The sequence below is a fragment of the Microbacterium sp. genome, from assembly GCF_040394595.1.
Lineage (GTDB): Bacteria > Actinomycetota > Actinomycetes > Actinomycetales > Microbacteriaceae > Microbacterium.
In genome coordinates, this window is the sequence record NZ_JBEBSA010000019.1 from 22,281 (window position 1) to 41,203 (window position 18,923).

The window sequence follows — 18,923 nt, forward strand, 5'->3', positions numbered from 1 at the left end:
TCAGGGGCGGTGGAGGATGCCGGTGCGGGCGACGTCGCCGAGCCAGCGCGCGCTGGGCTTCGGCGTGCGTGCGAACGTCTCGGGATCCCAGGAGATCAGCCCGAAGGTCGGCCGGTACGATCCCCATTCGTAGTTGTCGATCGCAGACCAGTGCAGGTAGCCGCGAACGTCGACGCCGTCGGACATCGCCGCGTGGAGTCCGCGCAGCGCCTCGTGCGTGTAGTCGATCCGTCGGGCGTCGTCGTCGGTGGCGATGCCGTTCTCGGTGACGAGCAGCGGGGTCCTGCCGCCGACGTACCAGGCGTGCCGGACCGCGATCTCGAGCGCCCGGGGGAAGTACTCCCAGCCCATCAGGGTCTTCTCCACACCGTCGGGAACCGGCACGGGGCCGTGCTCGTCGATGAAGGTGCGCAGATAGGCCTGGACGCCGATGAAGCCGTCCCCCTGAGCGGCCTCGAGGAAGACGTCCTCGCGCGGTCGTCGGTAGGCGATCATCGCGTCCTCGCAGCCGGGCATCGCGTGATATGCCTGCGCCGCGATGCTCCATCCCGTCCGCGTACCCGGCTGCAGGCCGCCGAGCACGTCGCGCGCGCGGCGGTGGGCCTCGATGAGGTGCGCGGTCGCCGCGGGGTCGGGGGCGGCGAGCGAGGGGAGGGCGGCGCCGGTCCGGGGATCGTCCGGGGCGCCGGCGAGCAGGTTGGGCTCGTTGATCGTGCACACCCATTCGACGTCGTCCAGGATCGGCGCGACGAACTCGGCATACCGGGCGAAGAGGTCCGGGGCGCCGGGATCGGACCATCCGCCCCTGCGGGCGAACCAGAGGGGGTTCGTGAAGTGGTGCAGGGTGACCACGGGGCGGAGCCCGAGGTCGAGGCAGGCTTCGATCATCCGGCGGTAGTGCTGCAGCGCCGCCCGCGACGGGTGGCCGGGTTCCGGCTCGATGCGCGCCCACTCCACGCTGAAGCGGTAGGCGCCGAGGCCGAGGTCGGACAGCAGGGTCATCTCGTCCGCGTAGCGGTGCCAGCTGTCGGCGGCGTCACCGCTGCGCTGCGGCACATCGGGGTGCGGCGCGTTCTCCCGCGCCCACCAGTCGGAGCCGGTGTTGTTGCCCTCGGTCTGGTGCGCGGAGGTGGCGGCTCCCCAGAGGAAGCCTCCGGGGAAGGACGGGCGTGCGGGCGGCATGGTGCTCCTTCGCGGCATACGGCGGGTCGCGATCATCGCGACAGCATGAGTGTATGCGCGTACATACCCGCAGTCAAGACGCGGGGCGCCACGACCCGGTGCTCTAGGCTCGACGCGGGAGAACGAGGAGGCGTCGCCGATGACGAGAGCCACGACCGTGTACGACGTCGCCGCGGCCGCGGGCGTGTCCACGGCGACGGTGTCGCGGTACTTCCGCAGCCCGGACAAGCTCAGCCCGGCCGCCCTGACCGCTGTGCAGGCCGCCGTCGAGCGGCTCGGATACCTCCCCAGCGGGATGGCGAGAGGGCTCGCCGAGCGCCGCACCGGCGCGGTCGGCCTCTATTCGTTCAGCGGCCACGAGGCCGACGAGCTGCTGATGCCGGAGGCGGGCGACGCGGATACGGTGACGGTGGTCCGCGACGACGCCGGGGCGACGCGGCCCCGGCTGTTCCCGCTGTTCGCCGACGAGGTGCTGCGCGGGGTGGAGCTGGAGTGCACCCTGCGGCGCCTGCCGCTCGTCGTCGGCTGGCAGCCGCGGGAGGAGGGCGGGATCGCGCTCGACGAGATCGCCCGTCGTGTCGACGGTCTCGTCGTCCTTCCCTCGACTCTCCCCGACGCCCAGCTGAAGCAGCTCGCAAGGGCGAAGGCGATCGTCGTGGTCTCGCAGCCGGCTCCGGGCGGGGTCGACGTCGGGGCCGTGCTGGTCAACAACGAGGGGGGGATGCGTGCCCTCGCGGGACACCTCGCCGACGTCCACGACGTCCGGGAGTTCTGGTTCGCGGGCCCGCAGGAGGGCTTCGAGCACGAAGCCCGCCGCCGCGGGTTCGACGAGGCACTGCGCGAGCGCGGTCTCGTGGAGGTGCCGCCGACCATCGTGGAGACCGGGTCCCGCGTCGATGCCCGCGCCGCGGTCGGTCGCGCCCTGGCGCGATGCCGCCCTCCTCGCGCAATCGTGTGCGCCAGCGATCAGACGGGTCTCGGCGTGATGGAGGCGCTGGCCGATGCGGGATACCGTGTGCCCGACGACGTGATCGTGACCGGGTTCGACGGCATCGACGCCGGCCGGTTCATGCTTCCGGGACTCACCACGGTGCGTCAGCCGATGGAGCTCCTGGGCAGGGTCGCGCTGCAGCTGCTGGCGGAGCGGCTCGACGACGCCGGGGCTCCGACGCGCACGGTGACGCTCCCCGTCGAGGTCGTGCTGCGGGGCTCGTGCGGGTGCGGGGTCAGTCCCGCGCCGCGGTGACCCGCTTCTTCTCCCGGATGTAGACCTCGCGGCGCACCTTCGCGACGACGTCGCCCTCGCGATCTGTGATCACGGTCTCGAACCACTCCCGCACCTTCGCGCCGCCGCGGGCGCGTTCGCGGAGCTCCTCGGCCTTCTGCCGCGACACCTCGAACTCGGCGGTGAGGACCCCTCGTCCCGGCTTGAGGAACTCGATCTCGCCCTTCGTGTCCCAGACCACGTAGTCGCGGCCGAGCTGGTGCATCACGAGCATGAAGAAGTACGGGTCGGTCATCGCCGACATCGATCCGCCGAAGGCGGTCTTCACGTAGTTGCGCGTGAAGAGGTTCACGTGCAGCTCGACGGTGGCGTGGGTCCAGTCGTCGCTGAAACGTCGCACGCGGATGCCGCTGAAGAGATTGGGGATCCACAGGCTCATGCCGGTGGCGAGACGCCGGGGGGTGATGCGCATGACGTCAGTCTGCCGATCCCGGGTCATGGGGCGAAGCCGTGTGGAGGGTGGCCACAATTGTTCTAGTTGACATAGAATTAATCCTGAAAGGAGACGGCGATGCTCATCCGGATCGATGCGAACGCGACGAGGCCCATCTACGATCAGGTCGCCTCCTCCGTCCGTGCCGACATCGTGGCCGGACGGCTCGGGCCGGGCGACCGGCTCCCGCCTGCGCGCGAGGTTGCCGACGCGATCGAGGTCAACGTCCACACGGTGCTCCGCGCCTACCAGCAGCTCCGCGACGAGGGGCTGCTCGACCTGCGGCGGGGCCGGGGCGCCGTGATCTCCGCCTCCGTCGCCCCGCTCGCCGAACTCGCCCAGGACATCCGCGACCTGGTGGCACGCGCCGCCGCGCTGGGCGTCTCGCCCGCCGCTCTCGCCGCTCTCGTGAAGGAGACGACAGAATGACCGACACCGCCCGCCCGCCGCTCCTGCGTCGCGCGAAGGGGATGCTCCTCCTCCTGGGGGTGGTGCTGCCCTTCGTGATCTCCGCGGTCGCCTTCGGCCTGGTGCTCTCCTGGCTGCCGGAGCTCCCCGATCCGGTCGCGACGCACTGGTCGACGGATGCGCCCGACGGGTTCGGCTCGCCGGCCACCTACCTCTGGATGACCGCGGCCATCGGCTTCGCCCTCCCCGCCGTGCTCTCGCTCGTCACCCTCGCCGCCGTCGGGGGCAATTGGGGCGGGGCGGCGCGCTTCATGGGTGCGCTGGCGCTGGGGCTGTCGGGATTCGGCGCGGTCACGAACGCGGGCTCCGTGCTGATCCAGCGGGGACTGGAGGATGCGCGACAGACGACCGGGATCACCGGGGTGCTGCTCGCCTCCTTCGCGACGCTGCTCCTGCTCGGGGCGATCGGCTGGGCGGTGCAGCCGCGCGTCGTCCCGGCGACGGCGGAGGTGCTCCCGGAGAAGGCGATCGCGCTCGACGACGGCGAGCGCGTCGTGTGGATCAAGACCGCCACGATGGCGCGGACGGGGCTGATCGTGCTCGGGGCGGCGGCGCTGCTCGTGCTCGGGCTCACGGTGTTCATGTTCCTACGGGGCAGCGGTGCCGCGTGGATCTCGGGGATCGCGCTGGTCGTCGTCTTCCTGGGCATCGCGACGACCGTGGTGTTCCGGGTGCGGGTGTCGCCGGCCGGGTTCGGCGTCCGTTCGCTGCTCGGCTGGCCGCGGACCCGGGTCGCGATCGACGACGTGGAGTCGGTCCGCGCCGTGGAGGCGAACCCGATCGGCGAGTTCGGGGGCTGGGGCTGGCGGATCGGGCTCGACGGTCGCACCGGCATCGTGCTCCGCAACGGAGCGGCGATCGAGGTGGGACGGCGCGGCAAGCGGCCGCTCGTGGTGACCGTGGACGACGCGCAGCAGGGTGCTGCGCTGCTGCAGGCCTATATGGACCGGCGCGACGCCGCCCGGCGCGACGGCGCGCCGTCGGGGGAGCAGGAGGAAGGAGAGAGTCATGGCTGATCGGGATCCCGTGGTCGCCGGGGGAGCATCGGTGGAGGGAGTGGGGGTCGGGGAGGGGCAGCCGCCACGGGTGGGTCTCGGCGCGATCGTCGCCTTCGTCCTGATCGCCTGCGGCCTCGCCTGGATCGTGGCCCTGCCGCTGTGGCTCGGCGACGGCCTCCGGGAGCCGTTCGCGACCCCGCTGCTGCCGGTGATGATGTACACGCCTGCCGCGGCCGTCCTCGCGGTCATGCTCGTGCTGCGCCCCGTCCCGCGCGGGCAGCGGCTGCGCTTCCTCGGGATGTGGCCGCTGCGTCCGGCGAAGCGCGTGGTGTGGATGAGCGTGCTCGGGCTGCTCGCACCGATCCTGCTCGTGTTCCTCTCCTTGCTGGTCGCCGCCGCGTTCGGATGGGTGCAGCTCGATCTGCTCGGCCTCTCCGGCTTCCAGCAGGTGCTGGCGCTCCAGGCCCCGGCCGGCACGCCCCTGCCGCCCGTCGGCGTGCTGCTGGCGACCCAGCTCGTGACCATTCCGATCGCCGCGGCGACGGTCAACGCGCTCGCCGCCTTCGGGGAGGAGGTCGGCTGGCGCGGATTCCTCGTGCCGGCGCTGCGCCGGTACGGCACCTGGCCCGCCCTGCTCATCAGCGGCGTCGTCTGGGGCCTCTGGCACGCGCCGATCGTCCTGCTCGGCTACAACTTCAACCGCCCCGACCTCACCGGCGTGCTCCTCATGGTGGGCGGTGCGGTGGCCTGGGGCGTCCTGCTCGGCTGGCTGCGGCTGAGGTCGGCGTCGGTGTGGCCGGCGGTGTTCGCGCACGGCGCCCTGAACGGGGCCGCGGGGATGTTCGTGCTGTTCTTCGCGGCCGGGACGACGACCGATCTGGCGTTCTCCGGGCCGCTCGGGGTCGCGATGTGGATCGTCGCCGCGGTCGTCGTGCTCGTCCTGCTGATCACGGGGCAGTTCCGGAAGCAGCCCTCGCTCGCTGCGTCCCGGCCGACCGCGGCGGGGCAGGTCGCACCGGTCGCGCCGGAGGCCTGACGCGCGGAGAGGTCCCTCCCGGGGGTTGCCCCGGGAGGGCGCCTCGCGGTTGGCTGAGGGCATGGAACCCTCTCCCGATGCCTGGCGCGCCGCCGACGACTACCTCGCCGAGACCCTGATCGGCCATGACCCCGCGCTCGAGGCCGCCCTCGCCGCCCAGCACGAGGCGGGGATGCCCGCGATCGAGGTCGCTCCGGTGTCGGGCAAGCTGCTCAATCTGCTCGTGCGGATGAGCGGCGCCCGGCGCGTGCTCGAGATCGGCACCCTCGGCGGGTACTCGACGATCTGGATGGCCCGCGCGGTGGGCGAGGACGGCCTCGTCGTGACCATCGAGGCGGAGCCGGCCAACGCCGCCGTCGCCCGGGCCAGCATCGACGCCGCCGGAGTGGGCGACCGCGTGGACGTCCGGATCGGACGCGGGGCCGACGTGCTGCCGGAGCTCGCGGGAGGGGAGCCCTTCGACCTCGTCTTCATCGACGCCGACAAGGAGTCCAACACGATCTACCTCGACTGGGCGGCCCGTCTCGGACGGCCCGGCGGCGTCGTGATCGTCGACAACATCGGTCGCGACGGGGAGATCGTCGACGCCGGGTCGGCGGATCCCAAGGTGGTCGGCACACGGGAGGGGCTCCGGATGCTGGGGGAGGATCCTCGTTTCGACGCCACCGCGCTGCAGACGGTCGGGCTCAAGGGGTGGGACGGCGTCGCGGTCGCCCTGCTCGTCTGACGAGGTTCCCGTCCCGTCGTCGGTTGCCAACGGGAAGTATGGCTAATACTATTAGCTTCATGATCCCGCGCATCCTCTGGGCCGTCGCCGCGACCGCCCTGCTCGCCTTCCTGATCTTCGAGTCGGCCGTGTACGGCTGGATGGCCGGGGGCGTCATCCTCGTCTTCGCGGTGATGCCCGACGTCGCCCTCATCGGCGCCTTCGACCCGCAGCATCAGGGGCGGCTGCTCCCGGGGCGCGTGGCGTTCTACAACGCGCTGCACCGCCCGTGGGCGCCCGTCGCCCTCGTCGTCCTCGGTGCGGTGGTCCCCGCGCCGCTCCTCGGTGGCGTCGACGGCGGCAAGCTCATCGCGTTCGCCGGGCTCGCCTGGCTGCTGCACATCGCGGCGGACCGCGCCTCGGGATACGGTCTGCGGCGGTCGGACGGCTCCATCCGCCCCGTCGGCCGTTCGCGCACCGCCGCGCCGTGCCAGGCATGAGCACCCGGGCCGAGGAGATCCTCGACGTCGCCGAGGAGGTCCTCGAGCGCGTCGGGGCGGACGCGTTCGGCGTCGGTGAGCTGGCGCGCGCCCTCGGCATCAAGCCGCCGAGCCTCTACAAGCACTTCGACGGCGTCGACGGCATCGTCCACGCGCTGATCTCCCGCGGTCTCCGCCGGCTGGGGTCGGCGCTCGGCGGGGCCACCGACCTCGCCGGGTTCGTGCGGGCGTACCGGAGTCACGCGCTCGCCGCGCCGCAGCTCTACCGGCTGTCGACCGATCGGCCGATCGACCGCGACCGCCTGGAGCCGGGCGCGGAGCTCGCCGGCATGCGAGCGCTGCTCGACCTCTTCGGCGAGGACGCCGCGGACCATCCTCGCGCGAGGGCGGCCTGGGCGTGGGCGCACGGCCTCGTCTCGCTCGAGATCGCCGGACGCTTCCCCGACGGCGCCGACCTGCAGTCGTCCTGGGACGTGCTCGTGGCCGTGCTGGCCACGGAAACCACCGGCGGCGCTCCGGGATAGATCGGATCCTCCCGGCGGCGGTCGGGCTCCCCGGATAAGATGGGCGCGGATCGACGTCGCTCCACAATCCCATCCCTCCCTGAGCAAGGAGCACACCCGTGGCATTGATCGAGGCTGTAGGCGCACGCGAGATTCTCGACTCGCGCGGAAACCCGACTGTCGAGGTGGAGGTGCTCCTCGACGACGGCATCGTGCAGCGCGCCGCCGTCCCCTCCGGTGCGTCGACCGGCGCCTTCGAGGCGTACGAGCTGCGCGACGGCGACAAGAGCCGCTACGGCGGGAAGGGCGTCCTGAAGGCGGTCGAGGCCGTCATCGACGAGCTCGGACCGGCGATCGAGGGCGTGGAGGCGAGCGAGCAGCGCGTCATCGACGAGATCCTCATCGAGGTCGACGGCACCGACAACAAGAGCCGTGTGGGTGCGAACGCCATCCTGGGCGTCAGCCTCGCCGCGGCGAAGGCCGCCGCCGACTCGGCCGACCTGCCGCTGTTCCGCTACCTCGGCGGGCCGAACGCGCACCTGCTGCCCGTTCCGCTGTTCAACGTCATCAACGGCGGTTCCCACGCCGACAACGGCATCGACATGCAGGAGTTCTTCCTCGCGCCGATCGGCGCCGAGAGCTTCTCCGAGGCGCTCCGCTGGGGCACCGAGGTGTACCACGTCCTCAAGGGCGAGCTGAAGGCCGCCGGGTTCGCCACCGGCCTCGGCGACGAGGGCGGGTTCGCCCCCGACCTGCCCAGCAACCGCGAGGGCCTGGAGTTCCTCGTCAAGGCGATCGAGAAGGCCGGCTTCACCCCGGGCGCGGACATCGCCCTCGGCCTGGACGCCGCTGCCACCGAGTTCTACTCCGACGGCGTGTACCGCCTCGACCAGAAGGACTGGGACGCGGCCGCGCTCACCGAGTACTACGTGGGCCTGGTGAAGGACTTCCCGATCGTCACGATCGAGGATGCGCTGGCCGAGGACGACTGGGACGGGTGGAAGGCCCTCACCGAGAAGCTCGGGTCGTCGATCCAGCTCGTCGGCGACGACCTCTTCGTCACCAACCCGGAGCGTCTGCAGAAGGGCATCGACCTGGGCGTCGCCAACTCGCTGCTCGTCAAGGTCAACCAGATCGGCACCCTCTCCGAGACCCTGGATGCCATCAGCCTGGCGCACCGCAGCGGCTACACCACGATGCTCTCGCACCGTTCGGGCGAGACCGAGGACACCACGATCGCCGACCTCGTCGTCGCGGTGAACTCGGGCCAGATCAAGAGCGGCGCGCCCGCCAGGTCCGAGCGGGTCGCGAAGTACAATCAGCTTCTGCGCATCGAAGAGGAGCTCGGCGACGCCGCGGTCTTCGCCGGCCGCTCCGCCTTCCCGCGCTTCAAGGGCTGAGCAGGGTTCTCCGACCCGGAGACCCGGACGAGACGTCGGCCGCATCAGCGGCACGGCAGGAGGGGGAGCCATGGCACGACGACCGGCTCCCCCTTCGCCGTCCCCGGCGCGTCCCGCCGAGGCGGCGCAGGGCGCTCCGCGCACCCGGCGTCGTGAGCGCGGCGCCGACGCGCGTCGTGTCGACGTGCGTGAGTGGACCAGCGGGATCCGCCTCTCGGCGTTCTCGGTGATCATGCTCTCCCTGGTGGTGCTCGGCACCTGGGTGCTGGTCCCCACGATCGGGACCTATCTGAGCCAGAAGCAGAAGATCGCCGCGGTCCAGGCCTCGGTGCAGGTCACCAAGGAGCAGATCGCGGCCCTGCAGCTCGAGCGGGAGCGCTGGAACGACCCGGCCTACATCAGCACGCAGGCGCGGGAGCGGCTCTACTACGTCAAGCCGGGCTCCGTGCCCTTCCTCGTCGACAACGACCTCGACCCCGCGGCGCTGCCGAAGGAGCCCGAGCCGGTGAGCGACGAGATCGTCGAGCGCAAGAACGACTGGATGCCCCAGCTGCTGCGCAGCATCACCGCATCCGGCCTGGCCAAGAACGCGGTCGAGGCTCCCGCGCGCTGAGGGTTCCCACAGCCGGTCTCACGTACGCTGGTCGGGTGACGACTCCGCCCTTCGCCGCCCCGACCGATGCCGAGATCGCCGTGGTCTCGGCCCAGCTCGGACGCGCCGCCCGCGGGGTCGTCGGGATCGCGGCGCGCTGCGTCTGCGGCAACCCCACCGTCGTCGCCACCACCCCCCGGCTGGACGACGGCTCGCCGTTCCCCACCTTCTACTACCTCACGCATCCGGTCGCCGCGGCGGCGATGTCCACGCTCGAGGCCAACCACGTGATGCCCGAGCTCGCCGCGCTGCTGGACGACGAGGACGTCGCGGCCGCATACCGCACCGCGCACGAGGCCTACCTCGCCGACCGTGCGCAGTTCGGCGACGTTCCCGAGATCGCCGGCGTCTCGGCGGGGGGGATGCCCACGCGGGTGAAGTGCCTGCACGCCCTGGCCGGGCACGCCCTCGCCGCGGGGCCGGGTGTGAACCCGGTCGGCGATGCGGCGCTCGCCCGGGCCTCCTGGTCTCCCGAACGGTGTGTCTGCGCCGAGCCCGGCGCGGCGCGCGGAGAGACCGCCGGATGACCGCCGTCCGGGTGCTGCGCAGCATCGCCGCGACGGCGGCGGTGGCGGCATCCCTCATCCTCACCGCGGCCGCGGCGCCGGCCGTCGGCGTGCCGGCGGCGCCCTCGGCGTCACCGTCTCCCACGCCGACCCCTCCCGTCGCCGACGACCCGAGCGATCTGGTCCGCGCCTCGGAGTACTGGCTCGACGGCGCGCGGATCCGGGAGGCCTGGCAGACCACGCGAGGCAAGGGCACCACGATCGCGATCATCGACACCGGCATCGGGAAGCCCCCCGTGGCGTTCGACGGTGCGGTCGCCGACGGCACCGACGAATCGGGCAACGGCACCCCCGACGGGCGCACTCCGGTGGGCGCGGTCGATGCGAACCATGGGACGTGGGTGGCGTCGATGGCCGCGGCCAGGGGCAACCCCGACGGCACCGGCATGATCGGCGTCGCTCCCGAGGCCAACCTGCTCTCCATCTCGATCGGGTTCGGGGCGTCCGCCGCCGTGCCCTTCAACGAGCAGGTCGCGAAGGCGATGCGCTGGGCGGTCGACCACGGCGCCGACGTGATCAACCTCTCCTTCACGACGAACACGCTCGACTGGGACGAGAGCTGGGACGACGCCTTCCTCTACGCCTTCCAGCACGACGTGGTGGTCGTCGTGGCCGCGGGCAACCGCGGAAACGGGACCTCGATCGTCGGGGCGCCGGCGACGATCCCCGGCGTGCTCACCGTCGGCGGGGTCGACCAGCACGGCAACGCCAGCGAGGAGGCGTCGACCCAGGGCATCGTGATCGGGATCTCCGCGCCGAGCGAGGGACTCCGCGGCATCTCGCCCGACGGCTCGGTCATCGACTGGAACGGCACGAGCGGCGCGGCGCCGATCGTCGCGGGGGTGGCGGCGCTCATCCGCTCGGCGCACCCCGACCTCGACGCGGCGAATGTGATCAACCGCATCATCAAGACGGCGATCCCCGTCCCAGGCGTGACGCGCACGCCCGACCCGCTGTACGGCTACGGGCTGCTCGATGCGGCCGCCGCGGTGGGTGACATCGTGCAGACGGTCGACAAGAACCCGATGGGCGACCTGGCCGAGTGGATCCGCCTCTACCGGCGCGCGCCGTCCGATCCTCAGCCGAATCCCGACCTGACGCCGGTCGCGGTTCCGCCTCTCCCCGCGGCGGATCAGCCGTCGAAACCGGATTCCCCCCTCCTTCCGAGCTCCGATTCACTGCGATACGGTACCCTGCCGCTTCTTGCGCTCACAGTCCCTGGTATCCTGATCGGGCTCGGCGTCACCGCAGCTGCCCGGCGCATCCGTTCGGCACGCGATCGACGCGCGCCTTCCCCGAATTCCTGAGGAGTCCTCTTCCTGTGCCTGAGAATCGCACCGTTCCCAAGATTCTGATCGTCGGCGGCGGCTATGCGGGGTTCTACACTGCGTGGAAGCTCGAGAAGCACCTCCGCAAGGGGGAGGCGGATGTGACCATGGTCGACCCGCTCCCGTACATGACCTACCAGCCGTTCCTGCCCGAGGTCGCGGCTGGATCGATCGAGCCGCGTCACGCGGTCGTCGCGCACCGTCGGCACCTGAAGCGCACCAATGTGCTGACGGCGAAGGTCACGAAGATCGATCACGCGAACAAGGTCGCCACGATCACGCCGCCGGTCGGCGAGCCCTACGAGTTCGCGTACGACCAGATCGTCGTCACCGCCGGCGCGGTGTCGCGCACCTTCCCGATCCCCGGCATCGCCGACAACGCGATCGGACTGAAGACCATCGAGGAGGCCGTCGCGGTGCGCGACCGCCTGCTGTCGAACTTCGACAAGGCGGCGTCGGTGCCGGCCGGTCCCGAGCGCGACCGTCTGCTGACCGTCGTCGTGGTCGGCGGCGGATTCGCCGGCATCGAGGCCTTCGCCGAGCTGCGATCGCTGGCCTCGGCGCTGATCTCGAAGTACCCGCAGCTCAGCTTCGAGGACACCCACTTCCACCTCATCGAGGCGATGGGCCGCATCATGCCCGAGGTCTCGCTGAAGACCAGCGAGTGGGTGCTGCGCGACCTCGCGAAGCGCGGCGCCAACGTGCACCTCGACACCCAGGTCACCGGCGCGGTCGACGGCAACGTGGAGCTGTCCACCGGCGAGGTGATCCCGACCGACCTCATCATCTGGACCGCCGGCGTGATGGCCAACCCGACGGTGGTGCGCGGCGGTGACCTCCTCGTCGAGGAGCGCGGCCGCATCCAGACCCGGGCCGACCTGCGCGTGGGCACCAAGGAGGAGCCCGTCGAGGGCGCCTGGGCCGCCGGCGATGTCTCGGCCGTGCCCGACCTGTCGGGCGGCGGTGTGGGCGGGTACTGCGTGCCGAACGCCCAGCACGCCGTGCGCCAGGCGAAGCTCCTCGCGAAGAACCTGGTCGCGGTGCTCCGCGGCGAGGAGCCGAAGGAGTACTTCCACAAGAACATGGGCGCCGTCGCGGGCCTGGGCCTGTACAACGGGGTGTTCCAGTCGGGCGGCCTCGCCCTCAAGGGGTTCGTCGCCTGGGTCGCGCACCGCGGCTACCACGGTCTCGCGATGCCGTCGTGGGAGCGCAAGTGGCGCGTGCTGTGGGGCTGGTGGCACAACCTGTGGCTCGGCCGCGACATCGTGAACCTGCAGGCGGTGCAGAACCCCCGCTACGTCTTCGAGGAGTTCGCGTCCCGTCCGCGCCCGGCCGCGGACGCCGCTCCGGCGAAGCCCGCCGAGGCCGCGCCCGCCGCGAAGAAGGCGGAGGAGAAGCCTGCTGCCGCTGCGGCGCCGAAGGCAGAGGCTGCTGCGAAGCCCGCCGCGAAGAAGACCCCGGCGAAGAAGGCTCCCGCCAAGAAGCCCGTGAAGGCCGACGCCTGACGCCGTCCTCTCCTCGCGCAGAACACCCCGGTCCTCGTGGCCGGGGTGTTCTGCGTCCGGGCGGCCTCCCATGCCACTGTCCGCCGACCCGGTGTGATCTCGTCCGCCCGGTGTCTTCCGTGCGCAGATTTCCATCCGTCTCGGCGGCGGGGCACCGGGAGAACGTGGAGAGGAAGGTGTCTCGGTCGTCACCGTCAGATCTTGGGGACGATTCCCGTGACGGACATCGAGTGGTCCCAGAGGCGAGAGGCCTGTTCGGGGTCGAGTGCCCACGGCTTGACCCCGCCCAGGACCATGTCCATGCCGGTCGCGACCTCCGCGACGTCGTTGTCCTGGGTGTAGACGCCTGACAAGCCCGCGAGTGCGGGCGCGGTGAGCGCCCAGACCGCTGTGGAGGCGCCCTGTTGCGGGGTCTTGAGGTTCAGAGAGTCGTTCGGTCTCCCGGACGCGTCGACCCAGCCGAGCGCGATCTGGTCCTCCATGGAGAGATGACGTTGCAGCGGCGTCATGATGTTGCCGGGATGCACCGAGTACGCGTGCAGGCCCATGTCGCGTCCGCGTTCGGCGAGCTCCGCTGCGAACAGGGCGTTCGCCGTCTTTGACTGTCCGTAGGCCAGCCAGGGATCGTATGGGGTATCGGCGAAGTCGATGTCGTCCCAGCGAATGCCGGACGCGAAGTGTCCCGCTGAGGAGAGCATCACCACCCGCGACTCCGTAGGGGTGAGGAGAGGCAGGATCCCGCCGATCAACGCGAAATGCCCCAGATGATTGACGGCGAACTGGTACTCCGTCCCCCTGACCGTGCGGCGGTCGGGTGTGGCCATGACCCCTGCGCTGGCGATCACCCCGTCGAAGCGCTTCCCCTCTGTGAGCAGATGCCTCGTCAGCTGCGCGACCGCGCCCAGATCTGCCAGGTCGACTTCGAGGACGCTGACGCGCTCGATGTTCGACAGGGCCTCTTCGGCGAGTTCCGCCCGTCGGGCAGGGACAACGAGCGTCGCGCCGGCGCGGGCCAGCGCGCGTGTCATCTCCCGTCCGATTCCGGAGTAGCCGCCGGTGATGAGATACCGGCGGCCGGTCAGCTCCAGTCCGGCGAGAGCGTCGTCGGCAGTGCTCGCCCGGGTGAATCCGGACGGAATGGGTCGTTGACGTTCCAGACGCTGTTCGAGTGTGATCATGGTGCGACCCTAGGAGCTAGAGTCAACTCAAGGTCAAGCGACCCGTGAGGACCGGAGGGATGCATGGAGGCCCAACACAAGCGGTACGCGATCGGAGAGGTCTCGCACATCACCGGGGTGAGTGTGCATGCCTTGCGCTGGTTCGAACGGGAGGGTCTCATTCCGATCGAGATCCCGCGAACGCCCGGCGGCCAGCGCGTCTTTGACGAGGACATCGTCTACTGGATCACTCTGTGCACCAGCTTGCGCGACACCGGGATGCCGATCGTGGGCATCAAGCAGTTCGCAGATCTCGTGGCGGCAGGTCCGGGGAACGAAGCGGCACGGCTTGCGCTTCTCGAAGCGCACGAAAAGGCCGTTCGTGAGAAGATCGCAAGCCTCGAGGAGTCGTTGAGCACGATCATCACCAAGAGTGCGACGTATCGGGCCCATGTCGAGGAGGGGACGGCGCGAGGGGTATGGGACCCGGTCGCCTTGCGTGCACAGGGCTGATGGCCCCTCGGGGTGCCCCCGCTGGGATTCGAACCCAGACTGAAGCGAGTTTAAGTCGCCTGCCTCTGCCGTTGGGCTACGGGGGCGCGCACGCGACGCGTGGCTGGGGTCAGCCTATCCGTGCGGTCGGGGACGGGCATTCGTCGTAGGGTGGGGGAGTGCTCGACCTCATCGACGAACAGAGCCCGGACCGTCCCGCATGGCAGGACCCGGCCCGCTATTGGCGCGGTCTGAGCGAGGCCACCGCGCACCTCCCCGCGCCCGTCGCCGTCATCGAACGCGACGCGCTCCGCCACAACGCGATGGACCTGCTCGTGCGATCGGGCGGGATCCCCATCCGCGTCGCATCGAAGTCGGTGCGCGTCCGCGCCGTGCTCGACGCGGTGCTGCGCATCCCCGGCTTCCGCGGCATCCTCGCGTTCACGCTCGCCGAGGCGCTCTGGCTCGCCGAGACCCATGACGACATCGTCGTCGGCTATCCCACCGTCGACCGGGCCGCGCTGCAGCGCCTGCTGGCCGACGAGAGGCTCGCGTCCCGCGTAGCCCTCATGGTCGACTCGACCGAGCATCTCGACCTCATCGACAGCGTCGTCCCGGCGGGTTCCCGGCCCGAGGTGCGAGTCGTGATCGACGTCGACGCGTCCTATCGTGCGCCGGGCCTCGGTCACCTCGGGGTCCGCCGTTCGCCGCTGTTCACCGCCGCGGACGTCGCCGGGTTCGCGGCCGAGGTCGTCGAGCGCCCCGGGTTCCGCCTGATCGGGCTGCAGATGTACGAGGCGCAGATCGCCGGGCAGCCGGATGCCGCGGGTCCGGACGCGCCGGTCATCCGGATCGTCCAGGCCCGTTCGCGAGACGAACTGCGGGTGCGTCGGGCGCAGATCTCCACCGCTGTGCTCGAGATCGCCCCGCTCGAGTTCATCAACGGCGGCGGCACGGGATCCCTGGAGTTCACGGGCAGCGATGAGGCGATCACCGAGGCGACGGCGGGCAGCGGGCTGCTCGCCGGTCATCTGTTCGACGGGTACCGGTCGTTCCGCCCGGCCCCGGCGACCGCGATCGCCTTCGACGTGGTGCGCAAGCCGACCGCCGACATCGCCACGGTGCTCGGCGGGGGATGGATCGCGTCCGGCCCCGCGCTCGCGTCGCGGCAGCCGCTCCCGTCCTGGCCCGCGGGACTGCGCACCCTGCCGCGCGAGGCCGCGGGCGAGGTGCAGACCCCGCTCCAGGGAGAGGCCGCACGGGCTCTCGCCGTCGGCGACCGCGTGTGGTTCCGGCATTCGAAGAGCGGCGAGCCCGCCGAGCGGGTCGAGAGCTACCATCTCGTCCGCGACGGCGTCGTCGTCGACGAGCTGCCCACCTACCGAGGCGAAGGAAAGGCCTTCCTGTGACCAGACCCGGCGGAACCTGGCAGAACTGGGGACGGTCCGCGACGATCCGTCCGGCGCGCGTCGAGCGCCCCCGCACGCCGGAGGGCGTGCAGCGGGCCGTGAAGGCCGCTCTCTCCCAGGGGCTGACCGTCAAGGCGGTGGGCGCCGGGCACAGCTTCACAGGGATCGCCGTGGCGCCCGGGGTGCTGCTCGAGCTCGACGACATGCAGGGGCTGGTCTCCGCCGATCGTGAGACCGGGCTGGTGACGTTGCTCGCCGGCACCCGCCTGCACCGCATCCCGGGGCTCCTGGCCCCTTACGGGTTGGCGATGGAGAACCTCGGCGACATCGACCGCCAGTCGATCTCGGGCGCGATCTCCACGGGCACCCACGGCACCGGTGCGCGTTTCGGCGGCATCGCGACGCAGGTGCGCGGCGTGACCCTCATCACGGCCGCGGGGGAGTTCCTCCGCATCGACGCCGAGCACGAGCCGGAGCTGCTCCCCGGAGTCGCGCTCGGGCTCGGAGCCCTGGGCATCGTCGTCGAGGTCACGCTGCAGTGCGTGCCGGCCTTCGTGCTGGAGGCGGTCGACGCCCCGCTCCCGCTGGACGAGTTCCTCGACACGGTCCACGAGCGCGTCGAGGCCGCCGACCATCTGGAGTTCTACTGGCATCCGCACACCGACGTCGCGCTCACCAAGACGCAGACCCGCCTGCCGGAGTCCACGCGCCGAAGTCCCCGCCCCGCATTCGGGCACTGGGTGGACGAGACCGTGCTCACCAACGGGGTCTTCCGGGCGTTCTGCGCGACGAGCCGGATCGCGCCGGGCATCATCCCGCCCTTCAACCGCCTCGCGGTGAAGCTGACCGGCGATGCGCAGTACTCGGACCGGTCGCATCGGGTGCTCATCCACCGCAGGACGGTCCGCTTCCGCGAGATGGAGTACGCCGTCCCCGCCGAGCACGTGGTCCCCGCCTTCCGCGCCGTGCAGCAGCTGATCGCTGAGCGCGGATGGAAGATCGAGTTCCCGATCGAGGTGCGGTTCGCGCGCGAGGACGACCTCTGGCTCTCCACCGCCTCGGGCCGCGCGACGGCCTACATCGCGGTGCACCGCTATTGGAAGGTCGACCCGAAGGAGTACTTCGGCGCGGTAGAGCAGATCATGCTCGACCACGGCGGGCGGCCTCACTGGGGCAAGCTGCACTCGCTCACCGCGACGCAGCTGGAGGAGCGCTATCCGCGCTTCGGGGACTTCATCGCGCTGCGCGATCGGCTCGACCCCGAGCGTCTGTTCGGCAACCGCCATCTCGAGCGCATTCTCGGCGCGTGAGGGCGTCGCCCAGCGGTCGCGCAGACGCGGCGCATAGGATGGGGTCACATACGGGAAAGGGCGGGATCCTATGGAATGGCTAGTGCCGGTACTCATCGTGGTCGGAGTGCTCGTACTCATCGGCATCTACCTCTGGTCGACGTACAACTCGTTGGTGCAGCTGAACGTCCGCGTCGACGAGGCGTGGAGCGACATCACCGTCCAGCTCAAGCGGCGTGCCGACCTGATCCCCAACCTCATCGAGACGGTCAAGGGATATGCCGCACATGAGAAGGCGGTCTTCGAGAGCGTGACCCGCGCGCGCGCCGAGACGCTCTCGGCGTCCGGCCCGGCCGACGCCGGAGTGGCCGAGGGGCACCTGCAGCAGGCGCTGCGCAGCCTGTTCGCGGTCGCGGAGGCCTATCCGCAGCTGCAGGCCAGCCAGAACTTCCTGCAGCTCCAGCAGGCGCTCGTCGACACCGAGGACAAGGTCCAGGCCTCGCGGCGCTTCTACAACGGCGGGGTGCGCGAGCTGAACACGAAGATCAAGGTCTTCCCGAACAACATGTTCGCCCGCAACCTCGGCTTCACCGAGCGTGAGTTCTTCGAGGTCGCCGACGCCGGCGCCATCTCCGAACCGCCTCGCGTGCAGTTCTGACATCCGGAAAGGGTCCGATGCCTCCGAGCGTCGGGCCCTTTCCCGTGCCTGAGGAGATGAGGGTCGCCCCTCACCTCTCTCGGGGATGCCGATGCCGTGTCGTGCTCGCGGTCGCGCCGGCGACGGCCTCCGCGGCATCGCCCCACCCCGACACACTGACCCTCTCGAGCCCCTGCCAGGATGCCGCCCGGGCGATCTCCGTGGCGATCGACGCCGCGTCCTCGGGGCGCCCCTGCGGTTCCCACCACGCCGACTGCACGAGCAGGGTCGAGCCCGGCCGGTCGGCCTTGAGATCGACCCGCGCGGCGATCCGGTCGCCTACGAGCACCGGCAGCGAGTAGTAGCCGTAGCGCCGCTTCTCGGCGGGGACGTAGATCTCGATGCGGTAGTCGAGGTCGAAGGTGCGCAGCGCCCGGTCGCGGAACCACACCACGGGGTCGAAAGGGCTCAGCAGCGCCGCGCCGTCGATCCGGCGGGGGAGGCCCGAGTCCCGGTGTCTCCAGGCGGCGATCGCCCGCCCGCCGCGCTCCCACCCCCGCACGGCGACCCGTTCGAGCTCGCCCTCCTCGACGAGGTCGTCGATCGACTGCTGCACCGCGCTGCGGTCGCGGATGCGGTAGTAGTCGGCGAGATCGGCGGCGGTCGCGACGCCGTGCGAGCGGGCAGCGCGGCGCATGAGCTCCCGGATCGCGTCGGCGCGGGAGACCTCCTGCTCCAGATCGGCGGCGGGGATCACGTCCTCGGCCAGCGCATAGGTGCGCTCGAACCCGCGGCGTCCGGCGACCGCGACGTCTCCGAGGCGCCAGAGGTGTTCGAGCGCCATCTTCACGTCGTCCCAGGCCCACCAGCCGCCGCGCTCCCGTGGCGCGTCGTCGCGGAGATCCGCGGGCCGCAGGGCCCCTCGGTCGCGCAGCTCATCGCGCACCCAGGCGATCGTGCGGGCGTTGCCCCGCAGCCAGGAGTCGTCGTCGCGCTCCCACCGCCGCCGGAAGTCGTCCATCCGGAACCGCCAGAGCGCCCAGTCCGCGACCGGCATCAGCGCCGCCTCATGGGCGAGGTACTCCACATAGTGCGTCGTGCGTGAGAGCAGCATCCGGTCGAGCAGCGCCGGGTCGTATCCGCCGATCCGTGCGAAGGGCGGCATGTAGTGCGCCCGGGCGAAGACGTTCACCGAGTCGATCTGCAGCACGCCGAGCCGCTCCATCACGCGGTGCAGGTGGCGTCCCGCGGGGGCGTCGGGCCGTCGGCGGGAGAAGCCCTGCGCGCCCAGTGCGATGCGTCGGGCCTCGGCAGCGCTGAGTGTCGCGGTCATCCGGACAGCGTAGCCGCGGGCGCCGACATCCGGTCGGAGGCCTA

General features: G+C 71.1%; 20 protein-coding genes and 1 tRNA gene. 16 read left to right on the top strand and 5 right to left on the bottom strand.

The window, feature by feature from the left end:
- On the bottom strand, window positions 1-1,182 hold the full coding sequence (locus ABWO84_RS14090; RefSeq protein ID WP_353115622.1) for a glycoside hydrolase family 1 protein: 1,182 nt from the start codon (window positions 1,180-1,182) through the stop codon (window positions 1-3).
- 139 nt (window positions 1,183-1,321) lie between these two features.
- On the opposite strand from ABWO84_RS14090, the gene ABWO84_RS14095 reads away from it, so the two are divergent.
- Window positions 1,322-2,428, top strand: coding sequence for a LacI family DNA-binding transcriptional regulator (locus ABWO84_RS14095; RefSeq protein ID WP_353115624.1), 1,107 nt, complete (start codon window positions 1,322-1,324; stop codon window positions 2,426-2,428).
- Here ABWO84_RS14095 and ABWO84_RS14100 read toward each other — a convergent pair.
- A complete protein-coding gene (locus ABWO84_RS14100) occupies window positions 2,409-2,879 on the bottom strand; it encodes a PaaI family thioesterase (protein WP_353115626.1) in 471 nt (156 codons plus the stop codon). The genes ABWO84_RS14095 and ABWO84_RS14100 overlap by 20 nt on opposite strands.
- A gap of 99 nt (window positions 2,880-2,978) precedes the next feature.
- Between ABWO84_RS14100 and ABWO84_RS14105 the strand changes: the two genes are divergently transcribed.
- The 11 genes from ABWO84_RS14105 (at window position 2,979) to ABWO84_RS14155 (ending at window position 12,562) form a co-directional block, all read left to right on the top strand.
- Entirely contained in the window at window positions 2,979-3,329 is a 351-nt protein-coding gene (locus tag ABWO84_RS14105; protein WP_353115628.1) for a GntR family transcriptional regulator, read from the top strand.
- Entirely contained in the window at window positions 3,326-4,384 is a 1,059-nt protein-coding gene (locus ABWO84_RS14110) for an SdpI family protein (protein WP_353115630.1), read from the top strand. Before ABWO84_RS14105 ends, ABWO84_RS14110 begins: the two co-directional genes overlap by 4 nt.
- Window positions 4,377-5,402: a CPBP family intramembrane glutamic endopeptidase gene (locus tag ABWO84_RS14115; protein WP_353115632.1), complete on the top strand. Its 1,026-nt coding sequence runs from the start codon at window positions 4,377-4,379 to the stop codon at window positions 5,400-5,402. The genes ABWO84_RS14110 and ABWO84_RS14115 overlap by 8 nt, the downstream gene beginning before the upstream one ends.
- 61 nt (window positions 5,403-5,463) lie before the next feature.
- Complete coding sequence (locus ABWO84_RS14120; RefSeq protein WP_353115634.1) at window positions 5,464-6,129, top strand: O-methyltransferase; 666 nt, start codon at window positions 5,464-5,466, stop codon at window positions 6,127-6,129.
- Window positions 6,130-6,188: 59 nt separating this feature from the next.
- Entirely contained in the window at window positions 6,189-6,608 is a 420-nt protein-coding gene (locus ABWO84_RS14125) for a DUF4260 family protein (protein WP_353115636.1), read from the top strand.
- The gene (locus ABWO84_RS14130) at window positions 6,605-7,132 is read left to right on the top strand and encodes a TetR/AcrR family transcriptional regulator (RefSeq protein ID WP_353115638.1); all 528 of its coding nucleotides are present in this window, start codon (window positions 6,605-6,607) and stop codon (window positions 7,130-7,132) included. Before ABWO84_RS14125 ends, ABWO84_RS14130 begins: the two co-directional genes overlap by 4 nt.
- Window positions 7,133-7,230: 98 nt before the next feature.
- The gene (gene eno / locus ABWO84_RS14135; protein WP_353115640.1) at window positions 7,231-8,511 is read left to right on the top strand and encodes a phosphopyruvate hydratase; all 1,281 of its coding nucleotides are present in this window, start codon (window positions 7,231-7,233) and stop codon (window positions 8,509-8,511) included.
- A 70-nt stretch (window positions 8,512-8,581) separates the two neighbouring features.
- Entirely contained in the window at window positions 8,582-9,124 is a 543-nt protein-coding gene (locus ABWO84_RS14140) for an FtsB family cell division protein (protein WP_353115642.1), read from the top strand.
- Between the two features lie 35 nt (window positions 9,125-9,159).
- Window positions 9,160-9,690, top strand: coding sequence for a DUF501 domain-containing protein (locus tag ABWO84_RS14145; protein ID WP_353115644.1), 531 nt, complete (start codon window positions 9,160-9,162; stop codon window positions 9,688-9,690).
- A complete protein-coding gene (locus ABWO84_RS14150) occupies window positions 9,687-11,036 on the top strand; it encodes a S8 family serine peptidase (RefSeq protein ID WP_353115646.1) in 1,350 nt (449 codons plus the stop codon). Before ABWO84_RS14145 ends, ABWO84_RS14150 begins: the two co-directional genes overlap by 4 nt.
- A gap of 14 nt (window positions 11,037-11,050) precedes the next feature.
- Window positions 11,051-12,562, top strand: coding sequence for an NAD(P)/FAD-dependent oxidoreductase (locus tag ABWO84_RS14155; RefSeq protein ID WP_353115648.1), 1,512 nt, complete (start codon window positions 11,051-11,053; stop codon window positions 12,560-12,562).
- A 194-nt stretch (window positions 12,563-12,756) separates the two neighbouring features.
- Here the strand turns inward: ABWO84_RS14155 and ABWO84_RS14160 are convergent, their stop codons facing one another.
- Window positions 12,757-13,740 (bottom strand): oxidoreductase, encoded by a 984-nt coding sequence (locus ABWO84_RS14160; protein ID WP_353115650.1) that lies wholly within the window; start codon window positions 13,738-13,740, stop codon window positions 12,757-12,759.
- 63 nt (window positions 13,741-13,803) lie between these two features.
- Between ABWO84_RS14160 and ABWO84_RS14165 the strand changes: the two genes are divergently transcribed.
- Window positions 13,804-14,232 carry a MerR family transcriptional regulator gene (locus tag ABWO84_RS14165; RefSeq protein ID WP_353115652.1) on the top strand — a complete coding sequence of 143 codons (429 nt, stop codon included), beginning with the start codon at window positions 13,804-13,806 and terminating at the stop codon, window positions 14,230-14,232.
- A gap of 13 nt (window positions 14,233-14,245) precedes the next feature.
- Here the strand turns inward: ABWO84_RS14165 and ABWO84_RS14170 are convergent.
- Window positions 14,246-14,318 (bottom strand) — tRNA-Leu (locus ABWO84_RS14170).
- A 72-nt stretch (window positions 14,319-14,390) separates the two neighbouring features.
- Here ABWO84_RS14170 and ABWO84_RS14175 point away from each other — a divergent pair.
- The 3 genes from ABWO84_RS14175 (at window position 14,391) to ABWO84_RS14185 (ending at window position 17,567) form a co-directional block, all read left to right on the top strand.
- The gene (locus ABWO84_RS14175) at window positions 14,391-15,620 is read left to right on the top strand and encodes a type III PLP-dependent enzyme domain-containing protein (protein ID WP_353115654.1); all 1,230 of its coding nucleotides are present in this window, start codon (window positions 14,391-14,393) and stop codon (window positions 15,618-15,620) included.
- Window positions 15,617-16,930 carry a D-arabinono-1,4-lactone oxidase gene (locus ABWO84_RS14180; protein WP_353115656.1) on the top strand — a complete coding sequence of 438 codons (1,314 nt, stop codon included), beginning with the start codon at window positions 15,617-15,619 and terminating at the stop codon, window positions 16,928-16,930. The genes ABWO84_RS14175 and ABWO84_RS14180 overlap by 4 nt, the downstream gene beginning before the upstream one ends.
- 70 nt (window positions 16,931-17,000) lie before the next feature.
- The gene (locus ABWO84_RS14185) at window positions 17,001-17,567 is read left to right on the top strand and encodes a LemA family protein (protein WP_353115658.1); all 567 of its coding nucleotides are present in this window, start codon (window positions 17,001-17,003) and stop codon (window positions 17,565-17,567) included.
- A 70-nt stretch (window positions 17,568-17,637) separates the two neighbouring features.
- On the opposite strand, the gene ABWO84_RS14190 is transcribed toward ABWO84_RS14185, so the two are convergent.
- Window positions 17,638-18,879 (bottom strand): winged helix-turn-helix domain-containing protein, encoded by a 1,242-nt coding sequence (locus ABWO84_RS14190; protein WP_353115660.1) that lies wholly within the window; start codon window positions 18,877-18,879, stop codon window positions 17,638-17,640.
- Window positions 18,880-18,923: the final 44 nt, after the last annotated feature.